The organism is Rhodococcus parequi (assembly GCF_046042785.1).
GTDB classification, from domain to species: Bacteria; Actinomycetota; Actinomycetes; order Mycobacteriales; family Mycobacteriaceae; genus Prescottella; species Prescottella parequi.
Genome location: NZ_JBDLNV010000004.1, coordinates 319,009 through 335,362, shown reverse-complemented (window position 1 = coordinate 335,362; position 16,354 = coordinate 319,009). Strand labels below are relative to the sequence as shown.

Here is a 16,354-nt window from a genome sequence, read left to right as displayed (position 1 = left end):
AATTGACCTCCCGCGCCCGCAATCGGGGGAGCGGGAGGTCAATTCGGGAGCGGGGCCTCAGTCGTCCCGCGCACGGTCGGCGTGGCCGAGATCCCGGTCCGGGACGACGGCGTCACGCACCAGCTTCTTGAGCGTCACGATGTCGGGAAACCCGCCGTCGCGCTTGCGATCCCACACCAGCGCGTCGCCGGCGGTGACCCGGAAGATTCCGCCGGTGCCGGGGATCATCGCCACCTCGCCCAGTTCGGTCCCGAACGTGTTGAGCAGTTCCTGTGCCATCCACCCGGCGCGGAGCAGCCAGTTGCACTGTGTGCAGTACGTGATGGTGACGCGAGCGGGGGAGGTCATGCCTCCAGGATCGCAGATCGGCGCCGGTCGCCGTGCCACTCGGTGACCGTCCGGCCGTCGACGAGGTGCTCGTCGACGAATCGGTCGACGCGGTCGGCGGTCAACGAGGCGTACCACGTGTCGTCCGGATACACCGCGACAACCGGCGCCTGCGAGCACGGGAACATGCAGCCGGTCTGGGTGACGAGGACGTCGTCGTCACCCAGACCGCGGGCCTCGAGCGCGTAGTCCAAGGCCTCCGCGGTTTCGGGCCCTCCCCGCGCCGAGCAGCGCGGTCCGCGGCACACCAGCACATGCCGGGCGAAGCCGGGCACCTCGTCCCACGCCGGTGAGGTCAGGGGCGCGGTGGTGGTGCGGGCCGGGGTCGGCGGGGCGGTGATCGCGGCGTCGAGCAGGTCGGCGTAGTTCGCGGTGTCGGACAACGGCGGTGCCAGAAGGACTTCCGGGGCGTCGGTGCCGCGTTCGCGGAGCCAGTGCCCGATGACCCGTCGGAACCACGCGTCGATCTTGCGGTCCAGCACGGTCTGCGCGCTCACCACCACGATCTCGGTGGCGCCCGACGCGGTGGCCTCGTCGAGGGCCCCGGTGACCGACGTCCCGGATCCACCGAGCACCGCGGTGCGGAAGGCGGTGTCCGGGTGCCGCTCCTCGAGTATCCGCAGTGCCGCGCGGACCTGGTCGCGCGGGTCGTCACCGCGATCGGTGGGGGAGGTGACGATGACCCAGCGGTTGCACTGAATCATGTTCATGAGGAAAGCCTTTCGATGGACGCGCCGGTCGTGCCGCACAGCACCACCATCGGGCGTCCCGTGCGTGGGTGCGGGTGGACGAGCGCGTCGATCCCGTAGACGTCGGCGAGCAGTTGTTCGGTGAGGACCCTCTCGGGCGCGCCCTCGGTCACGACGCGGCCGCGGTCCAGCACCACGAGGTGATCGCAGTACATGGCGGCGAGATTCAGATCGTGCATCGCCGCGACGGTCGTCAGGCCGCGTCCGCGGATCAGGTCGAGCAGTTCGAGCGACGCGGAGACGTCGAGGTGGTTGGTGGGCTCGTCGAGCAGCACCACACAGGGGCGCTGCGCGAATGCCCGCGCCAGCTGCGTCTTCTGCTTCTCACCGCCGGACAGGCTCTGCCACAGGCGGTGTCGCAGTTCGGGGATGCCGGCCATCGCCAGGCTCTCGGTCACCACGTCGGCGGTGCCGACGGCGGCGGGCCGGGCCCAGCCGCCGCGGTGGGGGATCGCCCCGAGCTCGACGATCTGCTCCACGGTCAGCTCCAGCTCGGTGGCCGAATGCTGTTCCACCAGAGCGACGGTCCGGGCGAACTCGCGACGATTCATCTCGGTCGCGGGCTCGTCGCCGACCATGACGCGGCCGCGGTCGGGTCGGGTGAGGCGGGCCATCGCCGACAGCAGCGACGTCTTGCCGGAACCGTTGGGGCCGATGAGCCCGGTGACCTGTCTCGAGGGTGCGCGGCAGGTCACGGCGTCGAGGATCGTGGTGCCGTCCACCGACCACGTGACGGCCTCGGCGCGGATCTCGGGGGAATGGTGGCTCATGAGCGGGCCCCTCGGCGTCGCAGCAACAGGACGAACACCGGCACCCCGACGACCGCAGTGACGATGCTGATCGGTAGTTCGCGTCCCGGCAGCACGGTGCGGGCCACGATGTCGGCCCACACCAGCAGCACCGCGCCGACGAGTGCGACGACGGGCAGCAGGCGGGCGTGCAACGGGCCGACCAGCATTCGGGCGGCATGGGGGACCACGAGCCCGACGAATCCGATCACGCCGGCCTGCGCGACCAGCGCGGCGGTGCACAGCGAGGCCACGCCGTAGAGCACCCAGCGGGAGCGTTCGACGTCGGTGCCCAGGCTCGCGGCGGCGCGCTCGCCGAACGCGAACGAATCCAGCACCCGCGCGTGCGCCAGCATCACGACGGTGGTGACCGCCACGACCACGGTGATGGTGACGAGCCCGGACCAGCGCACCCCCGCGACCGAGCCGAGCGTCCACTGCAGCACCCGGTGCGCGGCGTCGCGGTCCCCGAGCAGCACCAGCGCCGAGGTCACGGCCGCCGCGAACTGCCCCACCGCGATGCCGGCGAGCACGAGCCGTCCGGGCAGGAGTGCACCGGACCGGGACGTCGAGATGAGGAACACCAGCAGCAGGCTCCCCAGCGCGGCGACGAACGCGGCCACCGAGACCGCGCCCATCCCCAGGAAGCCGACGGTACCGACGCCGGCCGTGAGCGCGAGGACCGCGCCGAGCGAGGCGCCGCCGGACATGCCCAGCAGGTACGGGTCGGCCAGCGCGTTGCCGGTCAGCGACTGCAGCACGGCCCCGCACAGGGCCAGCCCGGCACCGACCAGCGCTGCCGCGAGGACTCTCGGCAACCGCAGGTCGACGACGATGTGCGTGGTCAGCAGGTCGGTGCCCGGCCCGATGCCGAGGCGTCCGGCGATGGATTCGACGACGGTGCCGATCGACAGGTCGGCGGCACCGATCGCGACACCGGCCGCGCAGCTCACCACGAGCAGCGCGGCCAGCGCCGCCGACCAACCGGTGGCGGTCGTCGCGGCTACCCGGGCGGGAACCCGGGTGCGCACGCTCATGCCCGGCCGCCGCCCAGCTGCTCGCTGACCAGTGACGCGCCCTCGATCAGGCGCGGGCCGGGGGTGCTCGCCGAGAACGGCACCACGACGAACGCGTCGTCACGCACCGCCGTCAGGTCCTTGAGCGCGGGATCGCCCCGGAGATAGTTCTTCTTCTCCTCGGCGGTGTCCCACGACGCGTCGGCCAGCACGATCACGTCCGGGTTCGCGGCCAGCACCGTCTCCCAGCTCCCGTCCAGCCAGGCGCCGTCGGACTTCGCGAAGACGTTGGTGCCGCCGACCGCGTCGATGATCAGCTGCGGCCCGCCGGCGTTGCCGCCGATGTACGGGGTGTCGGTGCCGCTGTCGTACCAGAAGATCGTCTTGCCCTTCGCGGGCGCGGCGGACTCGATGCCAGCCAGGGTCTCGCGCATCTGCGTGACCACGGTGTCGGCGTCGGATTCACGTCCGAACAGCGTGCCGTAGTCGGTGATCTCGGTGGCGATCGACTCCCACGCGACCGGCGGGCGCTTCGACTTGTCCTTGCAGCCGAACGGTGAGACGTAGGTGGCGATGCCCACCTCGTCGAACGACTCGTGCGAGCCGACGGCCTTGTCGTCGAACGCGCTCGAGTACGACGCCAGCACCAGGTCCGGCCGGGTCTCGAGCAGCGCCTCGCGGCTCGGGTAGTCCTTCTCGTCCAGTGCCGGAACCTGCGCGTACGCGGCCTGCCACTGCGGCGCGACGGCGTCGTCGAGGTATGCGGTGCCGACCATCTGCCCCTCGGCGCCGATCGACAATGCCGACTCGGTGGCGCCCTGGTTGAGAGTGACGGCCCGCTCGGCCGGACCGTCGAGGGTGACGGTGCGGCCGCAGTTCTGCAGGGAGATCGCCGCGGTGTCGGCGTCGTCGTTCGACGACCCGCCGCAGGCGGTGAGGGTGAGGGCGGCGGCGATCGACACCGCCGCCGCGGAGATGACTCGGCGAGAGATAGGGGTACGCAAAGCGACCCGCCTTCCATGACTCGTGGAAAACGTGCAGTTATGCGTCACGGCCGGTCTCCTGGCTCGGCAGGGATGACCGCCGACTACGCCTTCCCGGATGTATTCACATCCAGTGGCTGGGGTCGAACCCCTAGTAGTCGACGTACCTGCCCACAGTGGCGAGTACCGCGCCGGCTTCTACCGGACTTCCCGAACACCGTGACGACATCGTGAAGAATAGACGACCGTTGCCCGGGCAATGGTCGGCCTTGTCGGTTTCGTGCTGTTCCGCGGTCGAGGGCGCGGACGACGGTGCGTAACCGTCCGGGGCCGTCAGCGCATGACCTGGACCTGCTCCGCGATGTCGGCGGCGAGCGCCATCGCGGTCAGTGCGAGACCGCTGTTGAGGTCGTACCGCAGCTGCCCGACATGACCGTCCCGGACCGCGCGCACCCTTTTCCACGTCGGGGACTGGGCCTCGGCGGCGTCGGGATTCTGCAACAGGACGAAATCCGCCTGCTCGAAGATGTCGAGTTGTTCGAGCGCGTAGAAGGTGATTCCCCTGTTGTCCGCGGAGGCGTGCGCGGGATCGGTGAGCACGTTCAATCCGAGGTCACGCGCCACCGACACCGCGAACGTGTCGTTCTGCAGCCAGAGCTGTCCCTTGTCCGCACCCGCGATCGCGATGGTCTTCCCGTCGAGAAGTCCGGCCATCGAGGCACGCGCCTGCGCCAGTTCGGCGTTGTAGCGAGCAACCACACGGTCGGCGACGTCGCGTCGATCGAGTGCCGTCAACTGCTCGGTCATCGATCGCTTCCACGCCGATCCGGGAGTCCCTTGGTCGACGACGAGAACAGGCGCGATGTCGGTCCCCAGGAGTCCGCGCTCCCGGTAGTAGTCCCACCAGCCCTGACCCACGACCAACAGATCCGGTTCGTAGCTGAGGATCGCTTCGGCGTTCGGTTCTTGTTGGTGCCGCCGAGGCGCTCCGTCCCGGCGGGAACCCTCTGCATGAGCTGCGACTGGTCGTCCCAGTTGGTGGCGACGATCGGATACTCGGCGAGCAGGGCGAAGTCGAGCGCGGCTCGCGCCTCGAGCACGACGACACGCTGGGGGTCGCGCGGCAGCCGGTATCGGTCGTCGCCCACGACGATCTCGACCGACGCGTCGGACGTCGGGCTGCTCTCCGGTCCGTTCGAGCACGCCGACAGCGCGCCCAGAGCGCCGAGGCCGGCCGCACCGGTGAGGAAACCGCGTCGGGTCAGGGCATCGACGAGATCACCGAACTCGCGGTCCACGTCCTGTGCGGATCGTGCGGAGGCAGGGAGGCTCGAGTGGCGGTTCCCGATTCGGAGGCGGGTATCGATGTTCGTCGATTCGATCACGGGCATGGAAGTGGTGCTCCATCTGATAGGCGCGGCAAGGGGAATGCCTCAACCTATCCACCGCCTGCGCGGCGTGGTTCTCCCGAAGAAGCCATCCGATAACGGGATTCGGCCACACGTCGGCGCGGTGATCTCGCGGTCGCGCGACGCGGTCAGTCGGCGAGGGCCTTCTCGGCGCGCGGCATCAGAGCCGACGACACCGTCAGCAGCACCGCGATCCCGAGGATGCCGACGAACACCAGGTGGATGGCGCCCGAGAGGTCCGTCGGATCGGGGTCGGCGGAGTCGCCGACGCGGGAATTGACGAGCGCGCCGAACACCGCGACACCGACAGCGCTGCCGATCGAGCGGGCGAACATGTTGGTGGAGGTGACCACGCCGCGCTCGGACCAGTCGACGCTGGACTGCGCCGCGATGAGCGTCGGCGTCGCGATCAGGCCCATGCCGGAGCCGATGACGAAGCACGTCGCGCCCACCTGCCACACCGGGGAGCCGTCCGCGAGCAGCAGGAGCAGCGCCGACCCGGCTAGCACGAGGGCACTGCCGATCAGCGCGGTCGTCCGGAACCCGACGCGCAGATACAGCCGTCCCGCCTGAGACGCGGCGATGGGCCAGCCGATCGTCAGGACCGCGAGTGCGAAGCCCGCGACGAGGGCGCCGGTGCCGAGAACGCCCTGCACGAATGTCGGCACGTACGACGTCAGGCCCATCAGGATCGCGCCCACCGACAGCGACACCAGGCTGCTCGCGACCAGTACCCGCCGGGTGAGCATGTGCAGCGGCAGGATCGGATCGGCCACCCGCCGCTCGACGAGGACGAACGCGGCGAGCAGCAGCGCCCCGGCGACGAACACGCCGATGCCGGCGGGCGATATCCAGGCCCAGGCCTGCCCGCCCTCGAGGAGACCGAGGATCATCAGCGCCGCGCCGCCGGTCAACAGGATCGCGCCCGGGTAGTCGATGCGACTGCGTCGGGTGACCTTTTCCTCCGCGAAGTTCCGCATCAGCATCCACGCCGCGACGGCGCACAGCGGCAGGTTGACCAGGAAGATCCACCGCCACGACAGGTACTCGGAGAACATGCCGCCGAGCGTCGGGCCGAGCACCGCCGAGACGCCCCACACACTCGCGATGTAGCCCTGGACCTTGGCGCGCTCCGCAACGGAATAGATGTCACCGGCGATCGTCAGACTCATCGGCTGCACCGCACCGGCGCCGAGGCCCTGGATCGCGCGGAACACGATCAGCGCCGGCATGCTCCACGCGACGCCACACAGGAGCGATCCGATCGCGAACACCGCGATGCCGAGCATCATGATCGGCTTGCGGCCGAACATGTCGGCCAGCTTGCCGTAGATCGGAACCGACACGGCCTGCGCCAGCAGGTACACCGAGAACAGCCACGGGAACTGGGAGAAGCCGCCGAGGTCGCCGACGATCGTCAGGACCGCGGTCGCGATGATCGTGCTGTCGAGCGCGACCAGTGACGTGCTGAGCATCAGCGACAGCAGGATCGGGCCGCGCTCCGAGCGAAGTCCCACAGATGCTCTCGTGGCAGTCTCGGTCGCCATCACTCTCCTGCAGATCGAAAGTCGAGTCCGAAACAAGGCTAACGATCTCGAGCGCGTTCCTATTCCCGTCCGTTCCCGCCCGCCTATCTCGGCGCCCCGCACCCTCGCGTTTGCGCACTTTTCGCGCTTTCGGGGACCGAATTCGCGCGATAAGTGCGCAAAACGCGGGAGGGGGGAGGGAAGTTGATCGTGAGAAGCGGGGTTCGGCGGACAGAACGGGGCAGACGCGTGTGGCGAGATGCGCCGATTCGGGCGACCGATAGGGTTGGGGACGTGCGTCCTTCACTCGAGTCCTACACCCACCTGGCCGGCGGCAAGGTCCGCGATCTCTACACGATCGACGACGAGCACCTGCTGCTGGTCGCCAGTGACCGGATCTCGGCCTACGACCACGTGCTGACCACGCCCATCCCCGACAAGGGTCGCGTGCTCACCGCGATGAGCGTCTTCTTCTTCGAGAAGCTCGGCGGCACCAACCACCTCGCCGGCGATCCGCTCGACGAGCGTATCCCCGAGGAGGTCCTCGGCCGCGCGCTGGTCGTGCGCAAGCTGACCATGCTCCCGGTCGAGTGCGTGGCCCGCGGCTATCTCACCGGCTCGGGCCTGGCGGACTACAACAGCACCGGCGCGGTGTGCGGTGTCGCGCTGCCCGAGGGTCTGGTCGAGGCCAGCCAGCTGCCCGAGCCGATCTTCACACCCGCCAGCAAGGCCGATCTGGGTGACCACGACGAGAACATCGACTTCGCCACCGTCGTCGACAAGGTGGGCCAGGACCTCGCGGTCAAGCTGCGCGACGACACCCTCGACATCTACTTCCGCGCCGCCAGCTTCGCGCGGGATCGCGGGATCATCCTCGCCGACACCAAGTTCGAGTTCGGTCTCGATGCCGACGGCAACCTGGTGCTCGCCGACGAGGTCCTGACGCCCGACTCGTCGCGGTACTGGCCGGCCGACGGTTACGAGCCCGGCAAGGTGCAGCCCAGCTTCGACAAGCAGTTCGTGCGCAACTGGCTCACCAGCCCCGCGTCCGGGTGGGACCGCGCATCGGACACGCCGCCCCCGCCGCTGCCGCAGGACATCGTCGACGCGACCCGCGCCCGCTACATCGAGGCCTACGAGCGCATCTCGGGTCTGTCCTTCGAGGACTGGGTGGGCTGAGATGACTGTGCCCTCGACGCCAACTCCACCTCCGGTCGCCAAGCGCGTCCCACTCGAGCGGACCCACCACGGGGACACGTTCGTCGATCACTACGAGTGGCTGCGGGCCAAGGAGGACCCGGAGGTCATCGAGTACCTCGAGGCGGAGAACGCCTACACCGCGCAGCAGCTCGAGCATCTCGAGCCCTTGCGGCAGAAGGTCTTCCAGGAGATCAAGTCGCGCACGCAGGAGACCGACATGTCGGTGCCGACGCGACTGGGTGACTGGTGGTACTACGCCCGCACCATCGAGGGCATGCAGTACGGCGTCAACTGCCGGTGCCCCATCGCCGGGCCGGACGACTGGACGCCGCCCGAGCTGTCGGCCGACACCGCGATCGAGGGCGAGCAGGTGCTGCTCGACGGCAACGCCGAGGCCGAGGGGCACGAGTTCTTCTCCGTCGGCGCGTTCTCGGTGAGCCACGACGGCACACTGCTGGCGTACTCGGTGGACGTGATCGGCGACGAGCGCTACACCCTGCGGGTCAAGAACCTCGTCACCGGTGAACTGCTGGCGGACGAGATCCCCAACACCGCGCCGGGCGCGACGTGGGCGATCGACCACCGCCACATCTTCTACCTCACGGTCGACGAGTCGTGGCGTCCCGACACCGTGTGGCGGCACAAGCTCGGTACCGGACGGGACGAGGACGTCCAGGTCTTCCACGAGCCGGACGACCGCTACTGGGTGGCGGTCGGTTCGACGCGCAGCGAGAAGTACCTGATGATCTGGCTCGGGTCGAAGGTCACCACCGAGGGCTGGATCCTCGAGTCGGCGAACCCCGAGGGCGAGTTCCGGGTGATCCTGCCCCGGCGCGAGGGTGTCGAGTACTCGGCGGAGCATGCCGTGATCGCCGGTGAGGACCGCTTCCTGATCCTGCACAACGACGTGGTCGACGGAGAAAAGGCCGAGAACTTCGTGCTCGCGCAGGCTCCGGTCGCCGATCCGGCAGCGATGGAAATCCTTGTCCCGCACCGGCACGACGTTCGGTTGGAGGACATCGACACGTTCGCCGACCACCTCGTGCTCAGCTACCGCCGGGATGTGCTCACCCGGCTGGCGATCTGGCCACTCACGCCCGAAGGGTACGGCGAACTCACCGAGATGGAGTTCGACGAGGAGCTGTTCTCGGTCGGCCTCGGCTCCAACCCGGAGTGGGACCAGCCGATGCTGCGGATCGGCTACACGTCCTTCATCACGCCTTCGCGCGTGTACGACTACAGCCTCGCGACCGGCGAACTGCTGCTGCGCAAGTCGCAGCCCGTACTCGGCGACTTCGACCCGGCCGACTACGAGCAGCACCGCGAGTGGGCGGTGGCCGACGACGGCACCCGCATCCCACTCTCGATCGTGCGGCGCAAGGGGATCGGCGGGGACCCGGCCCCGACCCTGCTGTACGGGTACGGGTCGTACGAGGCCAGCATGGATCCGGCGTTCTCGGTGGCACGGCTGTCGCTGCTCGACCGCGGCATGGTGTTCGTGGTCGCGCACGTCCGCGGCGGCGGTGAGATGGGCCGGCACTGGTACGAGAACGGCAAGACCCTCACCAAGAAGAACACCTTCACCGACTTCGTCGCGTGTGCACGGCATCTCATCGCCGAGGGACGTACGACGCCGGAGCAACTGGTGGCCGACGGCGGTAGCGCAGGCGGTCTGCTGATGGGTGCGGTGGCGAACCTCGCTCCCGAACTGTTCGCGGGCATCCTCGCCAACGTGCCGTTCGTGGATCCACTCACCTCGATCCTCGACCCGGACCTGCCGCTGACGGTGATCGAGTGGGACGAGTGGGGCAACCCGCTCGAGGATCCGCAGGTGTACGAGTACATGCGCTCATACAGCCCGTACGAGAACGTCGAGGCCAAGGACTACCCGGCCATCCTCGCGATCACCAGCATCAACGACACCCGCGTGCTCTACGTCGAACCCGCGAAATGGGTTGCGGCCCTGCGCTCGACGAAGACGGGTGACGCACCGCTGCTGCTCAAGACCGAGATGAGCGCCGGCCACGGCGGCGTCAGCGGACGGTACGAGAAGTGGAAGGAAGTCGCGTTCGAGTACGCGTGGGTGCTCGACACGGCCGGCGCCGTCTGATCCCGCGCCCGCGCGCGCGTCCATCGGCTCGTCGGCGCTATCGCTTCTTCTGCACGACAGTCGTTTCGGGGCCGACGCGGGTGCCGGTCGAGCTGGTGGGCCGGAGCTCGGGAATCGGGCGACCCTGCTCGTCGACGAGGACCGAGTGTTCCTCCGTCGGCGCGAAGGCGTGGCGCTCACCCCACTGGCGCAGGGCGACGACGACCGTGAACAGGTCGCGGCCGGCGGGGGTGAGCGTGTAGACGGGCCGCTTGCCCGACGGCGCCGGGTTCCGCTCGATGATCCCCCGTTCGACCAGGCGCCGGAGTCGGTCCGTGAGGATGTTGCGGGCGATCCCGGTGGCCTGCTGGAAGTCCGTGAACGCCCGCGCGCCGTCCATGGCATCGCGCACGATCAGCAGGCTCCAGCGGTCGCCGACCACGTCGAGCGTGCGCGCGACCGGACAGGTGGGGTCGGTCCACTCAGCGTCGGTGCTCACCGCTTCGGTCATCACGGCCTCCCACAACGGTTGCAGTTTGAAACCATTGTGACGTACCGTTCGATCAGTTGCAAAATGCTACTGTTCGGGACGGGGTGCTCATGTCTCTCGGTCGACGCCTGCTGTTCGCTGCCATCTGCGCAGTGTCCGTCGCGACCATCTATTCCGCCCAGCCCATCCTGACGGAGATCGGCCGCGACCTCGGTGTCCCGGATGCCGAACTGGGATGGATCGTCACCGCCGGGCAGCTCGGCTACCTGGCGGGCCTGGTTCTTCTGGTTCCCTTGGGGGACATGGTCGATCGGCGGGTGCTCATCGTCGGGCATCTCCTGTCGACCGCGGTGGGTACTGCCATCGTGGCCGTTGCCGATCGTGCCTGGGTCTTGTTTGCCGGGGTAATCGTTGCGGGCCTGTTCGCCGTCGTCGTGCAGACGACGGTCGCGTACGCCGCGGCGATGTCCGAGCCCCACGAGCGCGGGCGCACCTTGGGAATGGTCACCTCCGGCGTCGTCGTCGGGATCCTCGGTGCGCGCGTCGTCGCCGGCGCCCTGGCATCGGTGTGGGGATGGCGCAGCGTGTACGTCGCATCGACGGTACTGCTCGTCGGGCTCGCAATCCTGGTGCTGACGATCGTGCCTGCCGATTCCCGGACCGAACACGCCGAGTATCGGCAGGTGCTGAACGCGTCGCGCAGGCTCTTCGGTGAGCAGCTCTTCCTCTCGCGCGGACTGATCGCCTTCTTCCTGTTCGCCTCCTTCGGTGCACTCTGGAGTGGCCTGGCACTTCCACTCCAGGCATCGCCGTGGCATCTCGCTCCGGCGGAGATCGGCTTGTTCGGCATCGCCGGGTTGGCCGGCGCGCTGGGTGCGGGCCGTGCCGGGCGCTGGGCGGACGACGGTTTCGCGGGCACCGTCACGGGGGCGGCACTCGCGCTCCTGGCCTTCTCGTGGCTGGCGACGGCACAGGGCTCGTGGTCGCTGTGGCTGCTCGTCGCCGGTGTGATCGCGCTCGACTTCGCGGTGCAGGCCGTGCACGTGAGCAATCAGCATCAGCTCACCGCGGCCCACCCGGAGCGAACCAGCAGCGTGATCGGCAGCTACATGCTCTTCTACTCCGTCGGCTCGGCCGTCGGCGCGGTCGCCACGACCACCGCCTACTCGGTGGCCGGGTGGGCCGGGTCCAGTCTCGTCGGTGCGGCCTTCGCGATCGGTGCCCTTGCGGTATGGGCGATCAGCCGGCGAGAACCCCCGCCATCGCCATCCCGGACAGCACGTGCGCGGTCGGCGTCACCACCGCGCAGCGCGCCGCGGCGTAGTCGAGAGCCTGCCGGTGCTCGGCCTCCGAGAAGTCGGCCAGACCGTCCGAGACGAGGAACATCTCGACGTCCTGCATGAACCCGTCGAGCGCGGTGGTGAGGCAGCCGATGTGGGCGTACACGCCGGTCACGATCAGCTGGTCCCGGCCCAGATCCGACAGGCGCTGCCGCAGATCGGTTTTCGCGAACGCGCTGTAGCGCCACTTGGTGAGCAGGACGTCGTCCGGCTCCGGCGCGAGGTCGGCGATGATCGCGGTCTCGGCGGGATCGGAGGACAGGCCCGGTCCCCAGAAATCGGTGAGCAGCGCCCGGTGCGAGGGGTCCTGGTCGCCCGGCTGCGCGGTGTACATGATCGGGACACCCGCGGCCCGGCACGCGGTGCGGATCGCGTCGACGTGCGCGATCATGGTGCGGATCGGGTCGGCGGTGCGGTCGAACGCACGGATGAAGTACTCCTGCGCATCGTGGACCAGCAGCACTGCGCGGTCCGGGTCGATGCGCCACGGCGCCCGGTTCTCGGGCAGTTCGGTGGGCATCGGATAGGAGACGGAGCGGGGCAGGGACATCTGATGCCTAACTGTGGGTGGCGGCTTCGGTGGTGAACGTGGATTCGAGGGCGCGGCGCAGCTCGGTGCGGCTGACCTTGCCGACGCCGGTGACGGGGAACTCGTCGACGAACTGGAACCCGTCGGGGATCTTGTACGCGGCCAGTCCGCGTTCGCGCAGGAACACGCGCAGGTCGACGGCGCGCGGGGCGGCGCCCTCGCCGATCACGAACGCGAACGTGCGCTCGCCCAGGTAGGCGTCGGGCTTGGAGACCACGGCGACATCGCGGACGGCGGGGTGCGCGAGGAGATGGTTCTCGACCTCCTCGGCCGCGACCTTCTCTCCGCCGCGGTTGATCTGGTCCTTCGCCCGGCCCTCGACGACGATGTGTCCGGTCTCGGTGAGCCGGACCCGGTCGCCGGTCCGGTAGAACCCGTCCGGCGTGAACGACGCCCGATTGTGTTCCGGCGCAGCGTAGTAGCCCCGAATGGTGTACGGGCCGCGGGTGAGCAGGTTTCCGACGACACCGACCGCGACCGGCTCGTCCTCGTCGTCCACCACGAGGATCTCGTCGTCCGGGCTGATCGGCCGGCCCTGTGTGGTGACCACGACGTCGTCGGGGTCGTCGTCGCGCGTGTAGTTGACCAGGCCCTCTGCCATGCCGAACACCTGCTGCAGCCGGCAGCCGAGTTCGTCGCGCACCCGGCCCGCCGCCTCGGCGCCGAACTTGGCGCCGCCCACCTGCAGAAGTTCGAGACTGGACAGGTCGTGTTTCGCTCGCGCAGGCGACGACATCCAGGTGAGCGCCAGTGGCGGCACGAGCGAGGCGATCGTGATCCGCTCGCGTTCGATCAGCTCGAACGACGTCGACGGCGTCGGGTCCGGCGCCATGACGACCCGACCGCCCGCGTGCAGCACGCCGAGGATGCCGGGGGAGCTCATCGGGAAGTTGTGCGCCGCAGGCAGGCTCACGAGCATCCGGGTGTCCGGGGACAGGCCGCAGATCTCGGCCGACGCGCGCACCGAGTAAAGGTAGTCGGTGTGGGTGCGGGGGATGAGCTTGGAGCGTCCGGTGGTCCCGCCCGACAGTTGCAGGAACGCCACCGCGTCCGGCGCGGGTTCCGCGCGATCGCCCGGAGCCGTTCCGGCGGAACGCAGCTCGCCGAGTGGGACGAACCCGGGGTCGTCTCCGGCCTCGCCGGCGACGATCACCACGGGCGGACGCACGGATCCGGCGACGATCTCCCGCGCCAGCGTCCGGTAGTCGAACCCGGCGTGCCGGTCCGCGATCACGTACGCGGCCGCGTCGGTGAACTCGCAGAAGTAGCCCACCTCGGCGCGGCGATGCGCGGGCAGCGCGAACACCGGTAGGGCCCCGATCGCGAAGACCGCGAACAGCATCTCGACGTACTCGGGCATGTTCGGCAGCTGAAGCACGACACGGTCGGCGGGCCGCACGCCCACGCGGAGCAGGCCCGCGGCGAGGACGTCGGAGTTGTCGCTCAGCTGTCGGTAGGTGAGGGTACGCACGGCGCCGCCCTCACCCACGCCGGTGACGGCGACGCGGTCCCCGAATCGTTCGGCGCGGGCAGGCAGGAACCGGGCGAACGTCTCGTCGGTCCAGTATCCGGCGTCCCGGTAGCGCTGCGCGAGTTCGGCGGGATACGGCTCGGCGGGGACCAGTGGACTGCGCCGTAGAGCGGTGGTCACGGCGTGCTCCTTTCGAGTGATGGGCGAAGACGACAACGACGTGCTGCCGGGCGAACAGCAACCGGGCACCGGGAGTCAGGCCCGCAGCGTCGCGCCGCCGTCGACGTAGAGCGCCTGCATCGTGATGTGCCGAGCGCGCTCGGACAGGAGGAACTCCACCGAGTCGGCGATGTCCTCCGCGGCGGCGATGCGGCCCAGCGGGATGCCGACCTTGAACTCGGCGAGGCTGCCCTCGATGGCGCCGCGCGCGCCGGTGTCGTCGCCGGGATCGGGCCACAGGGAGCGCTGCATGTCGGTGTCGGTCGATCCCGGCGCCACGACGTTCACTCGGATCCCGTGCTGCGCCAACTCGAGTCCCGAAACGCGCGCGATCATCGTCGCTGCGGCCTTCGACGCGCCGTACGCGCCCATCCCGGCCCGCGGGACACCCGCCGCGTTCGAGCCCACCACGACCATCGCGCCGCGACCGCGTTCCCGCATGGCCGTGCCGACGGCCCGGACCACGTTGAGCAGGCCCGTGACGTTGACGTCGAACACACGCTGCCACGAGTCCGGTTCGCTGTCGAGCACGGAACCGGTCTCGAGCACACCGGCGACGTGCGCGAGCCCGTCCAGTGGCCCGTGGAGCGATTCGATCGTGGCGACGGCGGCGGCCACGGCGTCGCTGTCTCGGACGTCGACGGTGTGCGCGGCCATGCACGCGGCCCCGACGAGTTCTCCGGTCCGTTCGAGGGCGTCGGTGTCGCGGTCCAGCACCGCGACCCGCCACCCCCGCTGTGCGAGTGTGACGGCGGTGGTGCGGCCGATCCCCCGTCCGGCGCCGGTCACCAGGCACAGCGGCGCGGTCATGCGGTCACTCCGAGAGCGTCGAGGATGGTGGTGAACTTGGTTGCCGTCTCGGCCAACTCGTCCTCCGGGACGGAGTCGGCGACGATGCCGCCGCCGGCATACGCGGTGAGTCCCGTGCCGTCGGCGTCGATGCGAGCGCAGCGGATCGTGACCATCCACTCTCCGTCGCCGCGCTCGTCGCACCAGCCGACGGCGCCGGCGTAGAAGCCCCGGTCGCCCTCGAGCGCGCTGATCGTCTCGAACGCGGCCCGGGTGGGGGTGCCACAGATCGCGGGGGTGGGATGCACCGCGAGTGCCAGGTCGAGCGCCGTCATCGACGTGTCGGCCAGCACGCCCCGGATCGGCGTGCCGAGATGCCACAGCTGCGCGGTGTGGGTGAGGGTCGGGCGCTGCGGGATCTCGAGTTCGGTGCACAGCGGCGCGAGACTGTCCCGGATGGCGTCGACGACGTAGCGGTGCTCGTCCAGGTTCTTCGCGGACTCACCGAGTGCGCGCCCGGATTCCCAGTCGGCGATCGGGTCGTCGAGTCGTCGTGCCGATCCCGCCAGCGGGTGGCAGCTGATCGCAAGCCCCTCCTTGCGGATCAGCACCTCGGGGCTGGATCCCACCAGCCACTGTCCGGCGCTGTCCGGACCCGCAGCCGAGAGATCGACGCAGTAACCGTTTCCGGCGGGATCGCCCGCGATCAGATTCTGCAGCAGGGCTTCCGGATCCAGCGGTCCGTGCGCGCGCAGGCGCAGCATCCGGGCGAGGACCACCTTGCGGAGCGGATCCGCTGTGTCGCGCAGGCGGTGCAGTGCCGTCCGGACCCGGGCGACGTGCTCGGCCTCGGCCGGAAGTCGCTGCTCGACGCCGCAGTGCGGAAGATCGACGGCCGGGACGCTGCGCCACGGCTTGTCGCTGCGCCACAGCAGTCCGGGTTCGACGAGGGCGGCGGGGGTGTCGGGATCGAACGGCAGGGCGCCCGTCAGCGCGGCGACGTCGCCGGCGCGCAGTGCGTCGGCGGCCTCCCGGGCGTCGTCGAAGTGACGAAGGACACCCTCGGCGCGGATGCTTCCCTGCGGACGAGACAGGACGAACGGGTTCGCGACGGCGGGTCCGGCACGGTGCGGGGTGATCGCTGCGACGACCGGTGCAGGCATGAGCGCTCACCTTTCGATAGCGGTGACGTGGGAACGAATCGGCGGAGATGCGCCGACCGGGTAGACGATATACGGTTAGCCTAACCTTCGGTACTCTTCGATCTTGGTTCGACTCTCGAAGTCGCCGCGTGAAGCGTTACAGCACA

14 protein-coding genes, 2 pseudogenes and 1 riboswitch are annotated in these 16,354 nt (G+C 69.5%); of the genes and pseudogenes, 3 read left to right on the top strand and 13 right to left on the bottom strand.

Going from position 1 to position 16,354, the window contains the following annotated elements; all coding sequences use genetic code 11:
* Window positions 1–57 precede the first annotated feature (57 nt).
* The 8 genes and pseudogenes from ABEU20_RS13270 to ABEU20_RS13235 form a co-directional block, all read right to left on the bottom strand.
* Window positions 58–348, bottom strand: a complete 291-nt coding sequence (locus ABEU20_RS13270) for a SelT/SelW/SelH family protein (protein WP_420164872.1) — start codon at window positions 346–348, stop codon at window positions 58–60.
* Window positions 345–1,097 carry a (2Fe-2S) ferredoxin domain-containing protein gene (locus tag ABEU20_RS13265; RefSeq protein ID WP_420164871.1) on the bottom strand — a complete coding sequence of 251 codons (753 nt, stop codon included), beginning with the start codon at window positions 1,095–1,097 and terminating at the stop codon, window positions 345–347. The genes ABEU20_RS13270 and ABEU20_RS13265 overlap by 4 nt, the downstream gene beginning before the upstream one ends.
* On the bottom strand, window positions 1,094–1,906 hold the full coding sequence (locus ABEU20_RS13260) for an ABC transporter ATP-binding protein (protein ID WP_420164870.1): 813 nt from the start codon (window positions 1,904–1,906) through the stop codon (window positions 1,094–1,096). The genes ABEU20_RS13265 and ABEU20_RS13260 overlap by 4 nt, the downstream gene beginning before the upstream one ends.
* The gene (locus ABEU20_RS13255; RefSeq protein ID WP_420164869.1) at window positions 1,903–2,961 is read right to left on the bottom strand and encodes a FecCD family ABC transporter permease; all 1,059 of its coding nucleotides are present in this window, start codon (window positions 2,959–2,961) and stop codon (window positions 1,903–1,905) included. Before ABEU20_RS13255 ends, ABEU20_RS13260 begins: the two co-directional genes overlap by 4 nt.
* On the bottom strand, window positions 2,958–3,944 hold the full coding sequence (locus tag ABEU20_RS13250) for an ABC transporter substrate-binding protein (protein WP_456300335.1): 987 nt from the start codon (window positions 3,942–3,944) through the stop codon (window positions 2,958–2,960). Before ABEU20_RS13250 ends, ABEU20_RS13255 begins: the two co-directional genes overlap by 4 nt.
* 31 nt (window positions 3,945–3,975) lie before the next feature.
* Window positions 3,976–4,188: riboswitch (cobalamin riboswitch) on the bottom strand.
* 68 nt (window positions 4,189–4,256) lie between these two features.
* Window positions 4,257–5,126, bottom strand: a complete 870-nt coding sequence (locus tag ABEU20_RS13245; RefSeq protein WP_420164868.1) for an ABC transporter substrate-binding protein — start codon at window positions 5,124–5,126, stop codon at window positions 4,257–4,259.
* A gap of 26 nt (window positions 5,127–5,152) precedes the next feature.
* Window positions 5,153–5,314, bottom strand: a pseudogene (locus ABEU20_RS13240) (ABC transporter substrate-binding protein); the annotation flags it as partial.
* Between the two features lie 146 nt (window positions 5,315–5,460).
* Window positions 5,461–6,879 (bottom strand): MDR family MFS transporter, encoded by a 1,419-nt coding sequence (locus ABEU20_RS13235; protein WP_420164867.1) that lies wholly within the window; start codon window positions 6,877–6,879, stop codon window positions 5,461–5,463.
* Between the two features lie 273 nt (window positions 6,880–7,152).
* Between ABEU20_RS13235 and ABEU20_RS13230 the strand changes: the two genes are divergently transcribed.
* Together ABEU20_RS13230 and ABEU20_RS13225 are read left to right on the top strand one after the other, a co-directional pair.
* A complete protein-coding gene (locus ABEU20_RS13230) occupies window positions 7,153–8,037 on the top strand; it encodes a phosphoribosylaminoimidazolesuccinocarboxamide synthase (RefSeq protein ID WP_420164866.1) in 885 nt (294 codons plus the stop codon).
* A gap of 1 nt (window position 8,038) precedes the next feature.
* Window positions 8,039–10,168, top strand: coding sequence for a S9 family peptidase (locus tag ABEU20_RS13225; protein ID WP_420164865.1), 2,130 nt, complete (start codon window positions 8,039–8,041; stop codon window positions 10,166–10,168).
* Between the two features lie 37 nt (window positions 10,169–10,205).
* Here ABEU20_RS13225 and ABEU20_RS13220 read toward each other — a convergent pair whose 3' ends face one another.
* The gene (locus ABEU20_RS13220; RefSeq protein WP_420164864.1) at window positions 10,206–10,658 is read right to left on the bottom strand and encodes a winged helix-turn-helix transcriptional regulator; all 453 of its coding nucleotides are present in this window, start codon (window positions 10,656–10,658) and stop codon (window positions 10,206–10,208) included.
* An 89-nt stretch (window positions 10,659–10,747) separates the two neighbouring features.
* Here ABEU20_RS13220 and ABEU20_RS13215 point away from each other — a divergent pair.
* A pseudogene (locus tag ABEU20_RS13215) lies at window positions 10,748–11,863 on the top strand (MFS transporter); the annotation flags it as partial.
* Between the two features lie 13 nt (window positions 11,864–11,876).
* On the opposite strand, the gene ABEU20_RS13210 reads toward ABEU20_RS13215, so the two are convergent.
* The 4 genes from ABEU20_RS13210 to ABEU20_RS13195 form a co-directional block, all read right to left on the bottom strand.
* Window positions 11,877–12,527, bottom strand: coding sequence for an isochorismatase family protein (locus ABEU20_RS13210; RefSeq protein WP_420164863.1), 651 nt, complete (start codon window positions 12,525–12,527; stop codon window positions 11,877–11,879).
* Window positions 12,528–12,534: 7 nt separating this feature from the next.
* Window positions 12,535–14,217, bottom strand: coding sequence for a (2,3-dihydroxybenzoyl)adenylate synthase (locus ABEU20_RS13205; RefSeq protein WP_420164862.1), 1,683 nt, complete (start codon window positions 14,215–14,217; stop codon window positions 12,535–12,537).
* A 75-nt stretch (window positions 14,218–14,292) separates the two neighbouring features.
* Window positions 14,293–15,066, bottom strand: coding sequence for an SDR family oxidoreductase (locus tag ABEU20_RS13200; RefSeq protein ID WP_420164861.1), 774 nt, complete (start codon window positions 15,064–15,066; stop codon window positions 14,293–14,295).
* Complete coding sequence (locus ABEU20_RS13195) at window positions 15,063–16,208, bottom strand: isochorismate synthase (RefSeq protein WP_420164860.1); 1,146 nt, start codon at window positions 16,206–16,208, stop codon at window positions 15,063–15,065. The genes ABEU20_RS13200 and ABEU20_RS13195 overlap by 4 nt, the downstream gene beginning before the upstream one ends.
* Between the last annotated feature and the right edge of the window lie 146 nt (window positions 16,209–16,354).